The organism is Pseudoalteromonas sp. 0303 (assembly GCF_013349995.1).
Taxonomy (GTDB): domain Bacteria; phylum Pseudomonadota; class Gammaproteobacteria; order Enterobacterales; family Alteromonadaceae; genus Pseudoalteromonas.
Genome location: NZ_JABVXF010000017.1, coordinates 63,141 through 83,973 on the forward strand (window position 1 = coordinate 63,141; position 20,833 = coordinate 83,973).

Annotated in this window: 19 protein-coding genes and 3 tRNA genes; 18 read left to right on the forward strand and 4 right to left on the reverse strand. The window is 41.9% G+C overall.

All coding sequences use genetic code 11. The features are described from left to right. Nucleotides 1-49 precede the first annotated feature (49 nt). The 8 genes from dinG to HUS62_RS12450 all read left to right on the forward strand — a co-directional run bounded on the left by dinG (nt 50) and on the right by HUS62_RS12450 (nt 6,148). Nucleotides 50-2,125, forward strand: coding sequence for an ATP-dependent DNA helicase DinG (dinG, locus tag HUS62_RS12415; RefSeq protein WP_175079765.1), 2,076 nt, complete (start codon nt 50-52; stop codon nt 2,123-2,125). Continuing rightward, the gene (locus HUS62_RS12420; protein ID WP_055021493.1) at nt 2,125-2,901 is read left to right on the forward strand and encodes a TSUP family transporter; all 777 of its coding nucleotides are present in this window, start codon (nt 2,125-2,127) and stop codon (nt 2,899-2,901) included. Before dinG ends, HUS62_RS12420 begins: the two co-directional genes overlap by 1 nt. Next, nucleotides 2,902-3,510 carry a primosomal replication protein gene (locus tag HUS62_RS12425; protein WP_054563653.1) on the forward strand — a complete coding sequence of 203 codons (609 nt, stop codon included), beginning with the start codon at nt 2,902-2,904 and terminating at the stop codon, nt 3,508-3,510. It begins immediately after the preceding gene. Then, nucleotides 3,507-4,400: a histone deacetylase gene (locus HUS62_RS12430; protein WP_175079780.1), complete on the forward strand. Its 894-nt coding sequence runs from the start codon at nt 3,507-3,509 to the stop codon at nt 4,398-4,400. The genes HUS62_RS12425 and HUS62_RS12430 overlap by 4 nt, the downstream gene beginning before the upstream one ends. 46 nt (nt 4,401-4,446) lie before the next feature. Beyond that, nucleotides 4,447-4,719 carry a late competence development ComFB family protein gene (locus HUS62_RS12435; RefSeq protein WP_105175122.1) on the forward strand — a complete coding sequence of 91 codons (273 nt, stop codon included), beginning with the start codon at nt 4,447-4,449 and terminating at the stop codon, nt 4,717-4,719. Continuing rightward, the gene (locus HUS62_RS12440; RefSeq protein ID WP_082874113.1) at nt 4,716-4,874 is read left to right on the forward strand and encodes a YbaM family protein; all 159 of its coding nucleotides are present in this window, start codon (nt 4,716-4,718) and stop codon (nt 4,872-4,874) included. Before HUS62_RS12435 ends, HUS62_RS12440 begins: the two co-directional genes overlap by 4 nt. Nucleotides 4,875-4,946: 72 nt before the next feature. Beyond that, nucleotides 4,947-5,834, forward strand: coding sequence for a DMT family transporter (locus HUS62_RS12445; RefSeq protein WP_175079766.1), 888 nt, complete (start codon nt 4,947-4,949; stop codon nt 5,832-5,834). A 71-nt stretch (nt 5,835-5,905) separates the two neighbouring features. Next, nucleotides 5,906-6,148 carry a hypothetical protein gene (locus tag HUS62_RS12450; RefSeq protein WP_175079767.1) on the forward strand — a complete coding sequence of 81 codons (243 nt, stop codon included), beginning with the start codon at nt 5,906-5,908 and terminating at the stop codon, nt 6,146-6,148. Nucleotides 6,149-6,163: 15 nt separating this feature from the next. On the opposite strand, the gene HUS62_RS12455 is transcribed toward HUS62_RS12450, so the two are convergent. From HUS62_RS12455 to HUS62_RS12470, 4 genes are read right to left on the reverse strand one after another with little or no spacing between them, the layout of a single operon-like run. Continuing rightward, nucleotides 6,164-6,820 carry a tRNA (adenine(22)-N(1))-methyltransferase TrmK gene (locus tag HUS62_RS12455; RefSeq protein ID WP_175079768.1) on the reverse strand — a complete coding sequence of 219 codons (657 nt, stop codon included), beginning with the start codon at nt 6,818-6,820 and terminating at the stop codon, nt 6,164-6,166. Next, nucleotides 6,820-7,749, reverse strand: a complete 930-nt coding sequence (locus HUS62_RS12460) for a class I SAM-dependent methyltransferase (protein ID WP_175079781.1) — start codon at nt 7,747-7,749, stop codon at nt 6,820-6,822. The genes HUS62_RS12455 and HUS62_RS12460 overlap by 1 nt, the downstream gene beginning before the upstream one ends. Before the next feature lie 5 nt (nt 7,750-7,754). Next, complete coding sequence (gene uvrB, locus HUS62_RS12465) at nt 7,755-9,749, reverse strand: excinuclease ABC subunit UvrB (RefSeq protein ID WP_054563646.1); 1,995 nt, start codon at nt 9,747-9,749, stop codon at nt 7,755-7,757. Beyond that, nucleotides 9,746-11,125, reverse strand: coding sequence for an MATE family efflux transporter (locus HUS62_RS12470; RefSeq protein WP_175079769.1), 1,380 nt, complete (start codon nt 11,123-11,125; stop codon nt 9,746-9,748). The genes uvrB and HUS62_RS12470 overlap by 4 nt, the downstream gene beginning before the upstream one ends. A 1,062-nt stretch (nt 11,126-12,187) precedes the next feature. Between HUS62_RS12470 and HUS62_RS12475 the strand changes: the two genes are divergently transcribed. The 10 genes from HUS62_RS12475 (at nt 12,188) to HUS62_RS12520 (ending at nt 20,808) form a co-directional block, all read left to right on the forward strand. Then, nucleotides 12,188-12,264 (forward strand) — tRNA-Asn (locus tag HUS62_RS12475). A gap of 16 nt (nt 12,265-12,280) precedes the next feature. Further along, nucleotides 12,281-12,357, forward strand: a tRNA-Asn gene (locus HUS62_RS12480). A gap of 19 nt (nt 12,358-12,376) precedes the next feature. Continuing rightward, nucleotides 12,377-12,453, forward strand: a tRNA-Asn gene (locus HUS62_RS12485). A 182-nt stretch (nt 12,454-12,635) separates the two neighbouring features. Next, the gene (locus tag HUS62_RS12490; RefSeq protein WP_175079770.1) at nt 12,636-14,579 is read left to right on the forward strand and encodes an EAL domain-containing protein; all 1,944 of its coding nucleotides are present in this window, start codon (nt 12,636-12,638) and stop codon (nt 14,577-14,579) included. Between the two features lie 175 nt (nt 14,580-14,754). Next, nucleotides 14,755-15,336, forward strand: coding sequence for an electron transport complex subunit RsxA (gene rsxA, locus HUS62_RS12495; protein WP_054553689.1), 582 nt, complete (start codon nt 14,755-14,757; stop codon nt 15,334-15,336). A 1-nt stretch (nt 15,337) separates the two neighbouring features. Beyond that, on the forward strand, nt 15,338-15,892 hold the full coding sequence (rsxB, locus tag HUS62_RS12500) for an electron transport complex subunit RsxB (protein WP_054563643.1): 555 nt from the start codon (nt 15,338-15,340) through the stop codon (nt 15,890-15,892). A gap of 8 nt (nt 15,893-15,900) precedes the next feature. Continuing rightward, nucleotides 15,901-18,423 carry an electron transport complex subunit RsxC gene (rsxC, locus tag HUS62_RS12505; protein WP_175079771.1) on the forward strand — a complete coding sequence of 841 codons (2,523 nt, stop codon included), beginning with the start codon at nt 15,901-15,903 and terminating at the stop codon, nt 18,421-18,423. Beyond that, a complete protein-coding gene (gene rsxD, locus HUS62_RS12510; RefSeq protein ID WP_175079772.1) occupies nt 18,420-19,475 on the forward strand; it encodes an electron transport complex subunit RsxD in 1,056 nt (351 codons plus the stop codon). The genes rsxC and rsxD overlap by 4 nt, the downstream gene beginning before the upstream one ends. Continuing rightward, on the forward strand, nt 19,475-20,110 hold the full coding sequence (gene rsxG, locus HUS62_RS12515) for an electron transport complex subunit RsxG (RefSeq protein WP_054563640.1): 636 nt from the start codon (nt 19,475-19,477) through the stop codon (nt 20,108-20,110). Before rsxD ends, rsxG begins: the two co-directional genes overlap by 1 nt. After that, on the forward strand, nt 20,110-20,808 hold the full coding sequence (locus tag HUS62_RS12520; protein WP_175079773.1) for an electron transport complex subunit E: 699 nt from the start codon (nt 20,110-20,112) through the stop codon (nt 20,806-20,808). The genes rsxG and HUS62_RS12520 overlap by 1 nt, the downstream gene beginning before the upstream one ends. Nucleotides 20,809-20,833: the final 25 nt, after the last annotated feature.

A 20,833-nucleotide genomic window follows, 5' to 3' on the forward strand; every position in this document is an offset into this window, starting at 1 on the left:
CTCTAAAATTCATTACTGTAATTATATACATACTTTAGGTTTTCTGGGCATGCTTTCTGACTCTTTAAAAAAAACAATTCGGCAAATTCATAAGCATGTTGCTGATAACCTCACCGATTATCGCCCTCGAAGCAGTCAAAACTATTTAGTTGCCGAGATAGCAAAAACGCTGGCTGGCGAATATCACAAGAGCCAACGAATTTGTGTTATTGAAGCAGGCACCGGGACCGGAAAATCGTTAGCGTATTGTTTAGGGGCATTGCCCTTAGCGATGGCCAAGAAAAAGAAATTAGTGATTTCTACGGCAACCGTTGCCCTACAAGAGCAGTTAATTAGTAAGGAGCTGCCTTTTTTTAAAGAGCACTCTGGCCTAGACATCAAGTTTGATTTAGTGAAAGGTCGACAGCGTTATATCTGTGCACAAAAACTCAGTGCCGCCGTTAATGGCGACAGTCAAACGCAAATGGAGTTTATGCCGACCCTGTCATCGCCGCTTTCTGATATGGAAACCAAATGCTTAAAGCAACTTTATGATGCTTATTCAAAAAAACAATGGCAAGGTGACCGCGATAGCTGGGCTGATACTATTCCTGATAAAGTGTGGAATTTAATTGCCTGTGATAAGCATTCATGCCAACGACAAATGCGCGCTCATCAGCTCTGCCCTTTTCATATGGCACGTCAGCGTCTTATGCAAATGGATGTGCTAGTGATCAACCATTCTTTATTACTGGCTGATCTTGATTTGGGTGGCGGTAAAATTCTACCTGAGCCTGACGATACAATTTATGTAATCGATGAAGCGCACCATTTAGCGCACATCACCCGCGACTTTTCTTCTGCTGCAGCAACCATTAAAGGCACTATAGACTGGCTCGACAAACTGGTTAAATTTGCTGGTAAAATGGCTAATGTACTCGTAGGTCAAAAAGCGATTGGGCAAAACTTTAAGCTCAGTGACAGTATCCATGATGCTGGTAAAAACTTAAAAGTGGTGCGTGATATTCTTGATAACGCAGACTTTAACTATAACAGTGATGACACCTATCGTTTTGAGCACGGTGAAATCCCAGCATCTTTACATACCAAAGCAAAAGATATTAGCGATGCCACCCTTGATGCCTTAAGAGCACTCAACAAGATGCACGACACCCTAGTGCAAGACGTAAGTGATGGCGATATAAAACCTTATGTGGCCGATCCAATCTTGGCTGAAAGTGGTCAGTACATTAATCGCTTAGAGTTATTAAACAAGCTGTGGTTTAGCTACGCCACAAAAGGCGAAGGTATTCCCCATGCGCGATGGATCAAACGCTTAGAATATAAGAACCATCACGACCATTTACTCAGTGATTGCCCTATTGAAGTTGGCTATTACCTAAAAGATAAATTATGGAATCAATGTGCGGGTGCCGTACTTTGTTCAGCCACCTTAACTGCATTGGGTTCATTTGATCACTTTGCCTATGAATGCGGTCTTGCCAAAGAAGAAGGCGTAAAATACATAAAAGTCCCTTCTCCGTTTGATTACCCAAAGCAAGCGACGTTACATATCCCTGCCAGCCATATTGAGCCGACCGATAAAGCGTTTAGCGACCACTTGGCTGAGCAATTACCTAAGTTCCTTGATGATAAAAAAGCAAATTTAGTGTTGTTTGCCTCTTATTGGCAGATGGATCATGTTGTTAAAGCGCTGCGTAGCAAAGGAATTGAGGTCTTAGTGCAAGGTGAAATGTCTCGTGAAGCTCTGCTTAAAAAGCATAAAGCTAATGTAGATTTAGGCCGTGCTAGCTATTTATTTGGCACTCAAAGTTTATCTGAGGGTCTTGATTTACCAGGTAAGTACCTAGAAAACCTGGTAATAACAAAGATTCCATTTGCGGTGCCTACCTCACCAATAGAAGAAGCGCAGGCTGAGTTTGTGCAAAGTAAAGGTGGCAACCCGTTTCTTTCGATAACCGTACCTGATGCGGCAAAGAAATTAGTACAAAGCTGTGGTAGACTGCTGCGCAAAGAAAATGATCAGGGTCGCATTACTATCCTTGATCGCCGTTTAGTGACCAAGCGATATGGCAAAGCCATGCTCGATACCTTGCCACCTTTTAAAAGACAAATTGATTATTAATGTTTGAATTAGCTTTAGACCCAGCAACCTGGGCACTATTATGCGCAGTCGCACTGGCAGCGGGCTTTATTGATGCAATTGCAGGCGGTGGCGGGATGTTAACTGTGCCAGCGCTATTAACTGCAGGCTTACCGCCCCATCTCACCTTAGGTACCAATAAACTTGCAGCGAGTTTTGGCTCATTGACGGCCAGCGTGACTTATTTTCGTAAAAAGTTGTTCAACCCACGGTTTTGGGCTGCATCTATTTTAGCGACAGCTATTGGGGCACTCGTAGGCACTTTAGTGGTTGATTACTTAAGTATTGAATTTTTAAATAAATTACTACCGGTGGTGATTATTTTAGTCGCTTGTTACAGCTTATTTGGCAGTTTGAGTACAACTGAGCATAACGAGTTACCAAAGCTTGATAGCAAAACTAAAATTAAACAATGGCTACAAGGATTAGGCCTTGGTTTTTTTGATGGTTTAGCAGGCCCCGGCACTGGCACATTTTGGACAGCCTCAAATAGCCTATTATATAAAATGAGTTTGTTGCTTAACTGTGGCCTTGCCCGCTCAATGAACTTTGTTTCAAACTTTATTTCTTTGATCACATTCGTGGCGCTTGGCCATGTGAACTTTTTACTTGGTATCACAATGGGCTTTTTCTTGATGCTTGGAGCATGGTTAGGAGCACATTCAGCAATAAAGTTTGGTAGTAAAATGATCCGCCCAGTGTTTAACACTGTGGTTATAGTGTTAGCATTAAAGTTAATCTATGAGGCTTATTTATAAATGCAATCGACTGCTTTTGATAAACTACGTTCACAAATTGAAAGGCTCAAACAATTAGCCACACAATTTGATAAGGGTAATTTATTTGCTAAAAATCGCTATATGCAAGCCCAACCAAGTTTGTTTGATAAAGCCGTGTTTAGCACAAAAAGTATGAAGCTAGCGGACTACGTAAGCGAAATCGAAGATGAGCTTAACAGCTTGCCGCCTGCTGAGCATCGCCATGCTTACCAATATGCACTTGAGCGCATTACCCTTCAGGTAGAGGCGGTATTTAATGTGATCAAATCAACCCCGGTATGGGCTAAAGAAAATAAGTACAGTTTTAAGCCAAAAGCTAAACCACAGGTTTATAAACAAGCAGTTAAAAAAATCATGCAGTCATCCCATGAACTTTATGACGAACTAAAGCAAAACCATGAGTTTGAACGCCGCTTAGTATTGATGATCGAAGAGCGAAAACTAAAACTTGAAGCTGCAAATACACAGCAAGCAGCCGAAATTAACAAAGAAATACTCGCATTACATGCAAGACTTGGCCGTTGTCGTAAAGCCATATCTGCTACTGAAGACAAAATTCAACAGGTCGAGAAACAGCAGCTGAGATAATGTTTTACTACCATCCAAGTTATTCAGCGTTAGCTTTACCTGAGCGCCACCGCTTTCCCATTGATAAATATCGTTTGTTAAAAAAGCTTGTCAGCAACTTTATTGATGAGCAGCACTTCATTACCCCACAACAAGCCACTAAAGCGCAGCTTACTCTGTGCCATAACCCCGACTATGTCGACGCATTTTTAGCTGGTAGTCTTGACAGCAAAGCCATTAAAAAAATGGGCTTTCCTTGGTCCACTGAATTGGTTGAACGAACACTTTACTCTGTTGGGGCGAGTATTCAAGGTGCTGAGTTTGCCTTACAACAGGGTGCTGCTTTTAACCTAAGTGGTGGTTATCATCATGCTTTTACGGGATATGGTAGTGGCTTTTGTATTTTTAATGACTTAGCGATAGCTGCTGCACACTTGATTGATACTGAGCAAGCCGACACCGTATTAATCTTTGACTGTGACGTTCACCAAGGCGACGGTACAGCTGAAGTTACGCAACTACATCCTCAAATAATTAGCTGCTCAATTCATTGTCAGCAAAACTTCCCCCGCATTAAGCAGCAATCAAACTACGATTTTGCCTTAGAGCATGGCACTTCAGATGCTGAATACCTAGAGACCGTCAAACAAGCTTTAGCCCTAACAACTAGACTCCACCAGCCAGATATCATTTTGTATAACGCCGGCGCAGACATCGCAACAGATGACGAGTTAGGGCACTTTCAAGTTAGTTTAGAGGGAGTGTATCAACGTGACTATTTTGTATTAAACCAAGCAAAGCAAGCAGAAATCCCAGTGTTTGCAGCCATGGGCGGTGGCTATCAACGAAATGTAAGCCGTTTGGTTGATGTTCATGGTCAGCTTTTTAGGGCGGCTGTCGATTTATTTTAAAGCTTGGTATACACTAAAAGTGACTGTTTAATTAGGCTTATTTTGTATGAAAATGCATGACGACATTCACAACTACTATGAAAAATTAGTTGTCGAAGACATCACTAAACGCAACTTAGAATCAACCTATAGTGATGATATTATGGCAGATTTATGCTGCACCGTATTAAACCAACTGCCTGCCCGTTACATCCGTTACGATGTCGATATGGAATTTTATTTACCTCAAACAGAGCGTATTAAAATGGAGCAACAAGTGCAAACGGCCATCGATGTAGCGATCAGCCAAGTTGCTAAGAAAAAGGAACTGCAAAAATGAGTAATGAGTTAGATAGCGCGCCTAACTACATCAAGATTGCTGTAGATCTCATTATGCTCTTAGAACAAAACGACGTACCTGCCGAAGATGTATTAGCAGCTTTAGAAATCGTAAAGTCTGATTTCGAAAAGAAACTTCCCCAATCAACTGATTAATAGTCCGAAAATGGCGAGTATTGGGGCATAAATTTGTTATGCTCAGGTTTTATAATTTAAGAATGTAAAACCATGTCATTGCCAAGTTTATTACGCTTATTCATCCTTGCTGCTATTTGGGGCGCTTCCTTCTTATTTATGCGCATGGCAGCGAATAGCTTAGGCCCTGCAGTATTAATTGAGTTAAGAGTCGGCTTTGCAGCAATAACACTGTTTATTTTTGCGTTGTACTTACGCAAGAAACTGGCTTTCACGACCCACAAAAAGCATTTTTTCATTATTGGCGCGCTTAATTCCGCCATTCCCTTTTTATTGTTTGCCTATGCAGCACAAACAATCAATGCCTCCACTTTATCCATATTAAACTCAACAACGCCAATTTGGGGTGCCATCGTGGGTATTATTTGGAGTAAAACGAAGCCCTCTAAAAGTATGTTGCTTGGCTTACTGTTGGGTTTAACGGGCGTGGCCATTTTGGTAGGTCAAAATAGCCTCACTATCGACAGCCAAGCCATCACAGCAATTGTTGCAGCATTGTGTGCTTCACTCAGCTATGCCATCGCATCTCATTACACTAAACATGCACCTAAGTTATCTGCTTTTGATAATGCCCATGGCAGTATGTGGGCGGCGAGTATCATGGTACTGCCGCTTATTTTTGTTATTCCTGCCAGAGAAATGCCAACTAACGAAGTTATGCTTGGTGTGGTGGCACTCGGAGTACTGTGTACTGCAGTGGCATATATCTTGTTCTTTCGCTTGATTGATGACATTGGCCCAACCTCTGCGTTGACTGTTACTTTTCTGATTCCACTTTTTGGCATAGTGTGGGGAAATTTAATTTTAGATGAGCAAATTGGTCCCAATACCTTGGTTGGCGCACTCTGTGTTATCGCAGGTACCATGCTCGTTACAGGCTTTATTCGCATCAAGCCATTTCTAAAACGAAACACCTCGTAACAGAATCACCTTTGCAATTAAAAAATCAGGCTATAATCTATAGATAATTTATAAAAAATAAGGAGAGTGCTATGTCAGGGACAACCATGGTTGTATTGATTGTCTTGATTTCTGTGGGTTCAGGTGTGATCTACGATATGTATAAAAAACATTTAGAGTTTAAATCTCGAACATTAAAAGACAATAAAGAAGCGAACGAGCATGTCGCAGCAGTAACAAAGGAGCTTGTAGAGCTAAAAGAGCGTGTGCAAACCCTCGAAGCCATTGTCACTGACTCTAGCTACAACATAAAACAAGAGATTAATAAACTTTAATTAAGTTAACTCTTTTTAAGTTAATAATGCACTGTATTGTTCAAGCACTGGCTGATAATAATCGGCGTCTTGATTTAACATGCGTTGGTAATGGGCACATAACTGCTTTAAATACGTTTGGTGCTCTTTACTTTCTAGTTGCCACATTTGTTGCCCGACTCGCGTGATCGGCTGCGAGGATGACGCACTCATGGCAATAACTTCATAAAATCGTTTGTTTTCACACACTAACTGCTCAGAGACGAGCCCCAATGGCAGTGTTTGTAAATAGCTACGAACTTGATAACTGTGATGCACTGGGCAAACAATAAAGTCGATGTGCGTATTTGGCTGTTGGCTTACAATCTTCGCTAAGAACTGCACTAACAACTCACCACCCACTCCAGCAATAATAACAAGATGGCGTTTTTTAGGATCTGGTGAAATCATTGCTACATCTTGGCAATGTACCTGCCAACGGCCGCGTTGGTCTCTTTTAGCAAAACGTTCGAGTTTATCACCTAGTGCCTGCATTAACTCAGGCACAATATCAACAAAATGTATAAGCGGTGCTTTATCTTGCTGTAGCAGCTCAATGCCTAACAAACCGTGATCACAGCAACAATCCCAGATTTCGTCATAACCTGAATCTACCACATCAATGATGGCTGATAGTCGTTTACTCAGTGCCATTAGTTTGCTGTTTTATAAACTAACGCTTTTAAGCTGCGATCACTGTCTACTTCAATAAAACCATCGGTAGGAGCTAATCGCTCAACAAAACTAATTGCTCCTTGTGTATGATCGCTAATGAGATCTTTAAACGCCTGCTCTGAAAGCTCAGGGCTATTGGCACACAGTAATAATTGGGTGTTTTCATTTAACAGCTCAGGTAAACGACGCAAGATTTTTTGATAATCCTTGGTCAATATAAAGCTGCCCTTTTGAAAGCTCGGTGGATCAACAATGATTAATTCATAGGGCGCTGATTTTTTTAGTTTACCGAATGATTTTAAAATATCGTGCGGGAAATAACTCACACCTTGATCAAAACCATTTAGCTGATGATTTTGTTTACCCGTGCGCAGCACACCTTTATTCATGTCCATATTAATAACTTGGTCAGCGCCGCCTTGCATTGCTGCAACAGAGAAGCCACACGTGTATGAAAATAGGTTGAGCACTTTTGCATTGTTACTATAGGCTTGAACAAACTCGCGGCCACGGCGCATATCAGGAAAAATCCCAGTATTTTGGCGACTCAATAAATCGACTTTAAACTTAATACCATTTTCACTGACATGGTGCTCTTGAGGTAATTCACCAAACATCAGGGCATTACGAGTGTTAATGCCGCTACGTTGTTGGTAAACCAATGCACTTACAAGCTCTGGCGCATTGTGTTGCGCCCAATGCCACAGGGTATCAGTTAATTGCGCAAGTACCTGCTCATCTATTTCTTCATATGAAACTAAAAAGAGTGCTGGCGGATAAAAGTCTAAGTTTATGTGGCTCAGCTCAGCGACTGAGTGACCACGGCCATGGAATACACGACATAATTCATTAGCAGCAAGTGGAGCCTCTGCTAAGGCATTTAAAATGGCAGAAAAATCGTTTGTCATCATCTTTAGTTAATTAACTGTTGTTGTAATTCGTGAATTTCATCACGCACAGACGCCGCTTTTTCAAACTCAAGATCGCTAGCATAAGCATGCATTTTCGCTTCAAGGGTTTTGATTTGGCTAGCAATATCTTTCGCGCTGAGCACTTGTTTAGACTCTTTACGCACCAACTTAAGGTTATCCTTCGGACTTGCCTCTTCACCCACATCCATAATATCGGTGATACTTTTAACCAGTGCTTGCGGCTCTATACCATGCTCAAGGTTATAAGCTTGTTGTTTTTCACGGCGACGGTCTGTTTCATCAATGGCTTGTCGCATCGAGTTAGTTATGCGGTCGCCATACAGAATCGCTTTACCATTTAAGTGACGCGCAGCACGACCAATGGTTTGAATAAGCGAGCGAGTCGAACGTAAGAAGCCTTCTTTATCAGCATCAAGTATCGCCACCAGTGAAACTTCTGGCATGTCGAGACCTTCTCGCAATAAGTTAATGCCCACTAACACATCAAACACACCGGCACGTAAATCACGGATAATTTCGACTCGTTCAACGGTGTCGATGTCTGAGTGCAAGTAGCGAACTTTTACATCATGGTCGTTGAGATAGTCGGTTAAATCTTCTGCCATGCGCTTAGTTAAAGTAGTAACAAGTACCCGCTCGTTCACTTCAACTCGTTTATAGATCTCAGAAAGTAAGTCATCAACCTGGGTGCCCACAGGGCGCACTTCAATTTCAGGGTCTATAAGCCCGGTTGGACGAATGACCTGCTCAGCAACCTCCCCTGATGAGCGCTCAAGCTCAAAGTCACCAGGTGTTGCCGACACATAAATAGTTTGCGGCGCAATGGCTTCAAATTCTTCAAAGCGTAATGGGCGGTTATCTAGTGCCGATGGCAAGCGAAAGCCATACTCAACAAGATTTTCCTTACGGCTTCTATCGCCTTTATACATAGCACCAATTTGCGACACAGTAACGTGTGATTCATCAATAATCATCAATGCATCATCAGGTAGGTAATCTAATAATGTCGGAGGTGGATCGCCTGGTGTTCTGCCAGATAAATATCGCGAGTAGTTTTCAATGCCTGAGCAATAACCAAGCTCGGTCATCATTTCAATATCGTACTGGGTGCGCTGAGCAATACGCTGCTCTTCCACAAGTTTGTTGGCACTAAGTAGTTGAGCTCGGCGGTCTTTAAGCTCACCTTTAATTTTATCAATGGCATCAAGAATTTTTTCACGGGGAGTTACATAGTGAGTTTTCGGGTAAATAGTTGCGCGCACAATGTGCTTTTCAACAGCCCCTGTAAGCGGGTCAAAAATACTTAAACGTTCAATTTCATCGTCAAACATTTCCACACGAACAGCGTAAGTATCCGATTCAGCTGGAAATATATCGACCACTTCGCCACGTACACGGTATGTACCGCGGCTAAATTCAATATCGTTGCGTGTATATTGCAGCTCAGCAAGACGACGCAGCATATCGCGCTGATCGACGGTTTCACCCACTTTAAGCAAGAGCATCATCTTCATGTATGAGTCAGGGTCGCCCAAACCATAAATAGCAGACACCGAAGCCACAATAATGGTATCGCGTCGCTCAAGCAGCGCTTTGGTGGCACTTAAACGCATTTGTTCAATATGCTCATTGATGGAGGCGTCTTTTTCAATAAAGGTATCGCTGGCAACAACGTAGGCTTCTGGCTGGTAATAATCGTAATAAGATACAAAATACTCAACCGCATTATGAGGGAAGAACTCTTTCATTTCGCCATAAAGCTGTGCAGCGAGTGTTTTGTTGTGTGCCATGATGATAGTTGGACGATTCAAATCATTAATAATATTGGCCATGGTGAAGGTTTTACCCGTTCCCGTAGCCCCTAATAATGTTTGATGCGCAAGCCCAGCCTCTAGGCCATCTTTTAATTGTGCTATTGCCGTTGGTTGGTCACCACTTGGCTGAAACTTAGAAACTAGTTGGAAATGGTCGCTCATGAATGACACTCCTTCATATATGACTCACTTAACCCATCAACTTCTTTGATAAACCATTTATAGGCAACCATTGCAGTAAATAAGTTACCAATCGCCGCACCAATAAATAAACCGGTTAAGCCTGCGATTTCGCTGCCTATATAAGCAAAAGGTACATAAAAAACAAACAGACGTACTACACTTAAAATCAGTGCATTCATTGGTTTATGCAGGGCATTAAATGAAGAGTTAGATAAAATAATCACCCCTTGCAAGCCATAACTCAATGGCAAGATATAAATGAATAACTTAATTACATCCATTACTGCTTGCTCTTTACCAAATACATCAGCGATAAAGCCAGAGGTTAACAGCAGTAAAATATAAATAGCGAACTGCCAAATCATCACGAATTTCAAGGTTTTTGAGTAAGCTTCTTTAACACGCTCAAACTTACCTGCCCCAAAGTTTTGACTCACAAATGGCGGCAAGGTCATCGACAAAGCAAGCACCACAAGGCTTGCGATAGATTCAATGCGACTGCCTACACCAAACGCCGCTACCGCTTCAGGACCATGTTTAGCCACTAATGCTGTCATGACCGCCATGGCAATAGGTGTCAGCATATTTGCGCCAGCCGCAGGTAAACCAATTTTAAGAATTTTACGAATCGAGCTAAGCGGCGTTTGTACACCAGCATGTAAACTCAATAGACCATTTTTTACCGCAAGGATGTATAAAATGATAACGACAGCAACTGACCATGCAATAACACTAGCAATAGCTGCGCCTTGAATACCTAATGCCGGAACAGGTCCAAAGCCAAAAATAAGTATAGGGTCTAAGATGGCATTAATCAGCCCTGCTCCACCCATAACAATGCTCGGTGTTTTGGTATCGCCACTGGCTCTAAGCACTGAGTTGCCAACCATAGGGGTAATTAGAAATACGCTGCCTAAGAACCACACACTCATATACTCATGAATAAGCGGTAAGACTAATTCGCCAGCACCCAATAACTTAAAGATCGGATCTATTAATAAATAACCTACTACAGATAAGCTAAACACCATCACCACCGATACCAACAACGACATGCTGGCATCAAAACGTGCTTCATCTAACTTATCACTACCAAGTGCTTTAGCTATCACCGCAGAGGTACCTATCCCTAAACCAATTGCAAGGCTAATAACAGTAAAAGTAACAGGAAAGGTAAAACTGACAGCGGCGAGAGGCTCTGTACCTAACAAACTAATGAAAAAGGTATCAACCAAATTAAACATCATTAGGGTGATCATTCCGAAGATCATAGGAATGGTCATTTTTTTCAAGGTTGGCAGAATGGGTGAGTTTAAAAGATCAGGTTTAGTTTTGCTCTGCGGTTTCACGCTCATGGGAATACTTTGCCTCTTTTTCTGAACCTGTAAGTTTAAAGCATCCTTCTCCTGCAAGCTATGCTTTATTAATAGAATCAAAATTCATACATAAAACTATTACTTTTGACGCTTTGACATAAAAATAACCACTAACCCTCTTAAAAAACAATATAAAAACAAGTTTAATAGCTTTGTTACAATTAAAAGGCAGTTTTCGCTGTTTTTTTACACAATAAATAGCGCTATTTCATCGTCACGAATAAATTTACTCATCAATTCAGTAAGGCTTCAGATAAAAACTATAACATATTGATTTAAAATGAGTTAAAAAAAGTGAATTAAATACTTGAAATTGCTGTAGCCCTCGAAAATCCTAGCACTATAGCTGTTCTTAAAGTTTAATAAACAGAGTTATCCACAGAAACCGTGGATAACTCACTAGAAGCCGCAAATATAAAGGCTTTTGAGGTGGGTGTTCAGCTCTTTATACTAAAAATAACAAAGCCTATTGTTTTAACCCTTTTGTAAGTTTCTAGAAAAGAACGTGTAAAAATTGTTCTGCCGCAATGTAAGATTAAGTATGACAATTAAAACACAAGAAAAGATTACAAGCTAAACATCTGATATAAAGAAGTAAAATTACCTTGCGTATAATTGAAGCCAACTGATTTTTCAATTTTCTATCAAAAATCGGGGAAGCCTACCTTTACCTCATTAAGGAAATACACGAAAAAATATCAGGAGTGGGAACTGCCACGAAAAGAATTAGATCTATTTTTTGCCATCCGAAAAAAACATTACATAAATAGTGATTTCCTCGATTTGGTAAAGAATGACTTAGCAAAGAAACCTTTTTTATATTTTTAAAAAATGACTCAGCTCAAAAAGCATGCAAAAAAGTGTTCCATTCGACATAGCTCCCCCGCTGCTAAGCAAAAAATGTTGAGCTTTTCAGCTACATTTTGCTCAGATCGAACATAAAAACATCGAATAAGCTTCTTTTTTGAATTTATGAAGTTTTTATGTTGACACTTTGCAATGCTGTCATTAATATTTCGCCCCGTTGAAAGGCATGACGCTTCCCCCTTAGCTCAGTTGGTTAGAGCGACGGACTGTTAATCCGCAGGTCCCCCGTTCGAGTCGGGGAGGGGGAGCCAAGTTTTTCAATACGATTCCCCCTTAGCTCAGTTGGTTAGAGCGACGGACTGTTAATCCGCAGGTCCCCCGTTCGAGTCGGGGAGGGGGAGCCAAGTTTATGAATATGATTGTTCCCCCTTAGCTCAGTTGGTTAGAGCGACGGACTGTTAATCCGCAGGTCCCCCGTTCGAGTCGGGGAGGGGGAGCCAACTACACGAATCTATTAAAATTTTTACCTACTACTATTCTTCGATTGTATTAGACTTTAAAGCACTTATAATCTAATCTTATGTAAGTTTATTCTATATTATGCTTTAGAATACAACGACTATACTTAAAGCAATCAATCAAGGAATTGATTCCTTCCTTTAGGCTTTTAAAAGATAAGAACATGGCTGGCTTTAAAAAACTTATTTTTATACAACTTATATCTTGGTTGCTGTTTGCATTATTAGGTGGTTACTTTATTGCGCTTAGCTTTGATAGCGCAGTCAGTGATTCACAGCAAAAGGCACAGCGTGTAGTAAACGCATATATAAATACACAAACCATTGAGCAACTTGCACCAGAGAAAATACAAAAAGCATTTGCCGATGGCAGTACTTTTTCTAAACTTGTGATCCGTGATCAATCAGGTCAAGTGGTTAGCATGGTAGAATCTAGCCAATCCCTACCCTTGTTTGCTGAAATAGTTAATAACAGTTTTAATTCCATTCGCCCTCAGTTCGCCGTTAATCAAACATCTGACATTAAAGTAGAGTTTACGATTAATGCACATAATCTAGCTAGCCTATTACAACAGTCTTTATTTATTGTCGTTTTAATTTCAGGCCTCATCGCCCTACTTCCTATTATTTATATGAAGAGTATGTTCAGCCGCCTTAATCGTAAAATTAGTACTACCGTTGCAGATATCGTAGATATTTATATTAATCAAAACCAAATTGATGATGGTCTAGAGCAAGCGATGGATGCTTCCCGCTTAAAAAGGCTGAGCAAAGATTTAATTCCATCATTCAATCGCCTATCACATTTCTTACAAACTAAGCATGATGATATTCAAAATAATGCCCTAAGCATTAAAAAAGAAGCGTATAAAGATGTAGTCACAAACCTTGGCAATCGAAATATGTTTGTTGAGTACTACGAAAAGCACATTGAAAACGCAGAAAAGAGCACCTTTGGCTCGCTTGCGATGGTTCGTTGTAGTGAACTGCAAGCCATTAACCAAACTAGAGGCTACCAAAAAGGTGATGAATACGTTAAAGGTGTAGCTGATATTATTAAGCATATCAGTGGCACATATACAGGTAGCCAGGTTTTTCGATTAAACAGCTCTGACTTTGCGGTGGTACTGCCTAATACTCCTCTTAAAGAAGCAGAACGCTTTGGTGATAATTTACAGTCTCGTTTTACACAGTATCAACAAAATCAAGAATTAAGCTCAGTTGCCAACACAGGTATTGTTGGCTACGAAAAAGGTAAGCCGCTTGGTGAGTTATTATCGATTGTTGATAATGCAATGAGCATGGCGCAATCAAAACAAGCGAATGCATGGCATGTGCAGCGCGAAACAGACTTGGTCAATAACGCCAGCGCAGGTTTTGGTAACCAAAACTGGCGTAAAGTTATTAGCGAAGTTATTGAGTCGAAACGTGTTCACTTGGTTATGCAGAACATTATGCCAATAGGTAAAAGTGTTAAAGCCTATGCCGAGATTCAAGTTCGTTTTAAAACCGCAGAAAATCAAATGCTGCCAACAGCCTCTTTCCTTGCTATGGCAGAGAAGCTAGAAATGGCAATGGAAATTGACCGCTTAATTATCGATACCACTTTAGAAAAAGTTAAAACGCGTAATTTCTCTGAAAAATTCTTTGGTATTAATGTTACGGCATCAAGCGCTCACAATGATCAGTTTGTGATCTGGTTAGAACGCCGCTTACTTAAAGACAGTAACATTGCATCAAAACTTATTTTTGAAGTCAGTGAGTTTGGATTACAACAAAACATTAAAGCAAGTAAACGCTTTATCGATATGGTACATCGCGTGGGCGCACGCATTACTGTAGAACGTTTTGGTGTGGGGTTAACCTCATTTAAATTCTTTAGAGACTTAAAACCTGACTTTATCAAAATGGATGCAAGCTATACTCGCGGCCTCGAAGAAGATAAGAACAATCAATACTTTATGCGTTTAATGGTGGATCTAGCTCACCGTATTGGTGTGAGTGTATTTGCTGAAGGCGTAGAAAGCCAAGAAGAAAAACATATCATCGAAACGCTGTGCTTAGATGGTGTGCAAGGCTATTACATCGAAAAGCCAAAAGATATCTAACCCCTCTTTAAGGCCCAAAAAACCTTACTATTTTTGGGCCTATTCCAGCTATTAACTTTGCTTTAACACTTTAATCGCAAACAGCTTTGTTAATTTTAGCTATTCGTCCCTCATGTGTTGTGTCGGCCCCCATAAAAAAGGATAATAGAGCCGTTTTTATTCTCGTGAGGCACGCATGACAGAGTATGTCTTGTTATTGATTGGCACTGTGCTAGTCAACAACTTCGTTTTAGTTCAATTTTTAGGTTTATGCCCGTTTATGGGTGTATCGGGTAAGTTAGATACCGCGATTGGTATGTCTTTAGCCACAACCTTTGTACTTACACTTGCCTCCGTGACCAGTTATCTGGTGAATCATTATATTTTGATCCCGCTGGATATCGAATTTTTGCGTACCATGAGTTTTATTTTGGTTATCGCTGTTGTCGTGCAATTTACCGAAATGGTGGTGAGAAAAACCAGCCCGACACTTTATCGCTTATTAGGGATTTTCTTACCACTTATCACCACTAACTGTGCTGTATTAGGTGTTGCCCTACTTAATATCAAAGAAGACCATTCATTCTTACAATCGGCTGTGTACGGCTTTGGTGCCGCAGTGGGCTTCTCTATGGTGTTAATACTGTTTGCCGCATTACGTGAGCGTTTAGCTGCGGCTGATGTCCCTGCTCCTTTTAAGGGTGCTTCAATTGCGATGATCACCGCAGGCCTTATGTCGATGGCCTTTATGGGTTTTACAGGATTAGTGAAGTTTTAATATGACCTTGTTTTATGCTTTGATAGCGTTAGGTTCATTAGCGCTAATATTTGGTTTAATTTTAGGTTTTGCCGCCGTTCGTTTTCGCGTTGAGAGCAACCCTATTGTTGACCAAATTGATACCATTTTACCGCAAACACAGTGTGGCCAATGTGGCTACCCTGGCTGTCGTCCCTATGCAGAAGCAATTGCCAATGGTGACGAAATAAATAAGTGCCCGCCAGGCGGCGAAGCCACGGTAAAAAAACTCGCTGATTTAATGGGTGTAGAAGCAAAACCGCTGGCTGGCGGTGAGCAAGCAGATCCTGTTAAAACCGTTGCCTATATTCGTGAAGATGAATGTATTGGCTGTACCAAATGTATTCAAGCCTGCCCTGTTGATGCCATCGTTGGCGCAACCCGCCAAATGCACACTGTATTAATTGATGAATGTACCGGTTGTGACTTATGTGTTGAACCATGCCCTGTAGACTGTATTGATATGCTGCCTGTAAAAGAAACTAAACAAACCTGGAAATGGCAATTAAACGCAATCCCTGTGACTCAGGTAGATTAGGAGCACAGATGGAAAAGTTAATAGATCAAATTAAACAAGGCAAAGTGTGGTCTATACCTGGGGGCATTCACCCACCGGGTCAAAAACTGCAATCAACAACACAAGCCATTGCAAGACTGCCACTACCAGACAAGCTCGTTGTTTCTCTAAAACAACATATTGGTGCTAACGGTAAACTTATTGTTGAAAAAGGCCAGCAGGTTCTAAAAGGCCAAGCATTAACTAAACCAAGCGGTAATTGGTCAGTGCCTGTGCACGCGCCAACATCAGGGTTGATCAGCGATATTTGCCCAATGCCCTCTGCTCACCCGTCGGCGTTGCCTGAGCTTAGCGTTATTATTGAACCTGATGGTGAAGATAACTGGTGTGAGCTTAACCCTGTAACTGATGCCAAAGCACTTTCCCATGATGAACTTGTTGATGTTATTCATCAAAGCGGTATTGCAGGTATGGGCGGCGCAGGTTTCCCAACCTATGTAAAAGCTGATACCCGTAAAGCCATTGAGTTTTTAATTGTTAATGCCGTCGAGTGTGAACCTTATATCACTGCTGATGACATGCTAATGCGCGAACATGCCGATGGCATAATTGCCGGTATTGAATTAATGCAGCAGCTGTTAAGTCCACAGCTGACAATTATTGGTATTGAAGATAATAAGCCCGATGCTATTGCTGCCATGGAACAAGCAGCACAACATAACGACAGCATAATAGTACAAACTGTACCAACGGTTTACCCTTCTGGCGGTGAAAAACAGCTAATTAAACTGCTAACGGGTAAAGAAGTCCCAAGTGGTAGTATTCCTGCCGATATTGGTATGTTGGTGCAAAATGTCGGTACTTTGTTTGCGGTAAATCAAGCCGTACATGAAGGTAAACCTCTCATAGAGCGTGTAGTAACGGTAACGGGTAACACCATTCATAAACAAGGTAATGTGTGGGCTTTACTAGGCACTGAAATTAAACATTTATTAGACTGCCAAGGCTTTTCTCCGGTTCCACAGCAACGTGTAGTTATGGGCGGTCCAATGATGGGCTTTACCTTACCAACCGTGCGTATTGGTGTGGTTAAAACGACGAACTGTATTTTAGCGCCAGATCACCAAGAGCTTGCTGAGCCGGGTGATGAAAAAGCCTGTATTCGTTGTAGTGCCTGTGCTGACGCCTGCCCTGCTTCATTGTTACCTCAGCAATTACAATGGTTTGCTAAGTCTAAAGAATACGACAAACTCAACGAGCACAATTTATTCGATTGTATTGAATGTGGCGCCTGTGCTTATGTTTGCCCAAGCGAAATACCCTTGGTGCAGTACTATCGTGTTGCTAAAGCTGAAATCAAAGAGCAGCAAGCAGAGCAAATCAAAGCAGAGCGAGCAAAAGAGCGTTTTGAAGCACGTAAAGAGCGCTTAGAGCGCGAACAAGAAGAGCGTCAAAACCGCCATAAACGTAAGCCGGCTGCTAAGTCAGATGGCGAAAAACAAAAAGTGGCCGATGCACTCGCGCGTGTTAAATCTAAATCTGATGATAAAGACAGTAAGTCAGCTGTCGCTGCAGCTATTGCCCGTGCGAAAGCGAAAAAGCAAGGTGCTGAGCTTGAGCCTGATAACTCTGAAGTAGCTAAAGAGCGTGCAGCACGTAAAGAACAAGCACGTAAGTACAAAGAGCAAAAAGCACTAGAGCAAGGTGAAGAAGGCGTCGATAAAGACGATAAAAAGTCTGCTGTTGCTGCCGCTATTGCCCGCGCTAAAGCGAAAAAAGCCGCACAAGCTGCAGAAGAAAACACTTCTGCTGAGACTGACGCTGCGCCAAAAGATGACAAAAAAGCTGCTGTTGCAGCTGCAATCGCCCGTGCTAAAGCGAAAAAAGCAGCGCAAGCTACTGAACATCAGACTGAAGCTGATAGCGCACCAGTTGATGACAAAAAGGCTGCTGTTGCCGCTGCAATCGCTCGTGCTAAAGCGAAAAAAGCGGCGCAAGCTGCTGAAAACCAAACTGAAGCTGAAGAAGATAGCGCGCCTGTTGATGACAAAAAAGCTGCTGTTGCTGCTGCAATCGCTCGTGCTAAAGCGAAAAAAGCAGCACAAGCTGCTGAGAATCAAACTGAAGCTGAAGAAGATAGCGCGCCAGTTGATGACAAAAAAGTCGCTGTTGCAGCTGCCATAGCTCGAGCCAAAGCGAAAAAAGCCGCTAAAGAGCAAGCACAGAGTGACGATTCTTCACAGCAAATAAATGATTCAAATGATGAGGCTGATGCTAAGCCGCAGTCTGACGTTCCTGAATCTAGCGAAGATAAGAAAAAAGCCGCTGTTGCAGCAGCCATAGCTCGAGCCAAAGCGAAAAAAGCCGCTAAAGAGCAAGCACAGAGTGACGATTCTTCACAGCAAATAAATGATTCAAATGATGAGGCTGATGCCAAGCCGCAGTCTGATAAACCTGAGTCTAGCGAAGATAAGAAAAAAGCAGCGGTCGCTCGTGCCATTGCAAGAGCTAAAGCGAAAAAGTTACAACAAGAAGGAAACGATAAGTCATGAAACTAACCATGGCGAGTTCGCCGCATAATCATAGCCATAAATCATTAAGCCGATTAATGATGACAGTGATTGCTGCGTGTATTCCAGGCTTAATCGCGCAAGTTTTCTTTTTTGGTAGCGCTGTGTTAATTCAGCTTGTTCTCGCGCTAATTACAGTTAGCGCTTGTGAAGCTGCTGTATTACTGCTTCGTAAACGCAAAGTTTGGCCAACACTCGGTGATGGTAGTGCTTGGTTGACGGGCGTATTGCTGGCGTTGAGTATTCCGCCTTTAGCGCCTTGGTGGATTGTCGTAATTGGCTGTATGTTCGCAATTGTTATTGTAAAGCAGCTTTATGGCGGCCTTGGCTTTAATTTATTTAACCCTGCTATGGCAGCTTATGTATTACTACTTGTATCGTTTCCGGTGCAAATGACAAGCTGGTTACCAGTTAGTGATTTACTAGCATCTCCGATCAGCTTCTCACAACAGCTGTCTGTTATTTTCAATGGTTTTACCAGCGCTGGATTTAGTGTCGATCAATTACGTGTAGCAATTGATGGCACAACTATGGCAACGCCGCTTGATACCGTTAAAACAGATGTCGCCCATCACCTAACGGTGGCTGAGAGCATGAGCAAACCTCTTTTTAATGACTGGTTTGGTCTTGGCTGGGGCTGGGTTAACCTCGGCTTTTTAGTCGGTGGTCTTTATTTATTAAAAGCTAACATCATTAATTGGCATATCCCTGTTAGCTTTTTAGCTTCATTGGCCGTGTGCAGTGGTATTGGTTATATTGCAGCCCCGGGCACAGAGCCGGGCGTGGTATTTCACTTATTCAGTGGTGCGACCATGTTAGGGGCATTCTTTATTGCTACCGATCCAGTTTCGGCATCAACAACGAATAGAGGCCGTTTAATTTACGGCGCGTTAATTGGTCTACTTGTTTACTTAATTCGTACTTTCGGTGGTTATCCTGATGCTGTGGCATTTAGTGTATTGCTGTTAAATATGGCGGTACCTTTAATTGATTACTACACGAAACCACGTACTTACGGCCATGGGGTGAAATAATGATCCTTTCCTCAATGACTAAAAACGGCGCTATTCTTACAGCATTTGCGCTCATTACCACAGGCACTGTGGCCCTGACTCATAGCCTAACTGCTGAGCGTATTGAAGAGCAAGAAAAGCAACAACTTGCAGAGCAACTTCAACAAGTACTTGATGCCCATCATTATGACAATCAACTATACAAAGATTGTGTTGTAATCACCGATGAGCGCCTTGGCCCACGCCCAGAGCAAGTTATTTATCGCGCTTACAAAGATAATAAGCCGTATGCTCTAGTGATGCGCCATGTAACACCAAGTGGTTATAGTGGCGATATCAACTTATTAACTGCGGTTTTTGCCAATGGTGAAATAGCGGGTGTTCGTGTCACTAAACACGAAGAAACACCGGGCCTTGGCGATAAAGTTGAGGTCAAAAAATCAGACTGGATCACCCTTTTCAAAGGCCAAAATGTACTGGGTGAAGATGATAGCCGCTGGGCTGTTAAAAAAGATGGTGGCCAATTTGATCAGTTTACTGGCGCAACCATTACACCGCGTGCCGTTGTCGGCTCAGTAAAACAAGCTGTGCTGTTTGCCCAAGCTGAATTTGATAATCTGTTTGCTGCACCAAACATCTGTCAAGGAGCCAAGTAATGAGCCAAGTTAAAACTTTATTTAAAGATGGCATGTGGGCCAATAACCCTGCCCTTGTGCAGTTATTAGGCTTGTGCCCGCTACTTGCCGTTACCTCTACGATTACCAATGCATTAGGCCTAGGTTTAGCAACTTTATTGGTTCTGGTTGGTTCTAACGTCACCGTATCGGTTGTGCGTAACTGGGTACCTAAAGATATTCGTATTCCTGTTTTTGTGATGATTATCGCAGGCTTTGTAACCATCGTGCAGCTAATGATGAATGCCTATACATTTGGCCTTTATCAATCACTGGGGATTTTTATTCCACTGATTGTTACCAACTGTGCCATTATCGGTCGCGCAGAAGCATTCGCTTCTAAAAATACCGTGCCACTTTCAGCCTTTGACGGACTGATGATGGGACTTGGCTTTATGTTAGTTTTAGTGGTGCTAGGGGCAATGCGAGAGCTTATTGGTCAAGGTACGCTATTTGATGGCGCCGATTTATTATTAGGGCCATGGGCTGCTGCACTTCGAATTGAAGTATTTAGTTTTGATAACCAATTTTTATTGGCAATTTTACCACCGGGTGCCTTTTTAGGGCTTGGTTTATTGATTGCTGCAAAAAATGTCATTGATACACAAATAAAATCTAAGCAAGTTGTTACTCCAGAAGCAGAAAAAGGCCCTAGAGCCCGAGTGACAAGTTTAACTTAAAGGAGAGCACGCACCGTCACTGCGT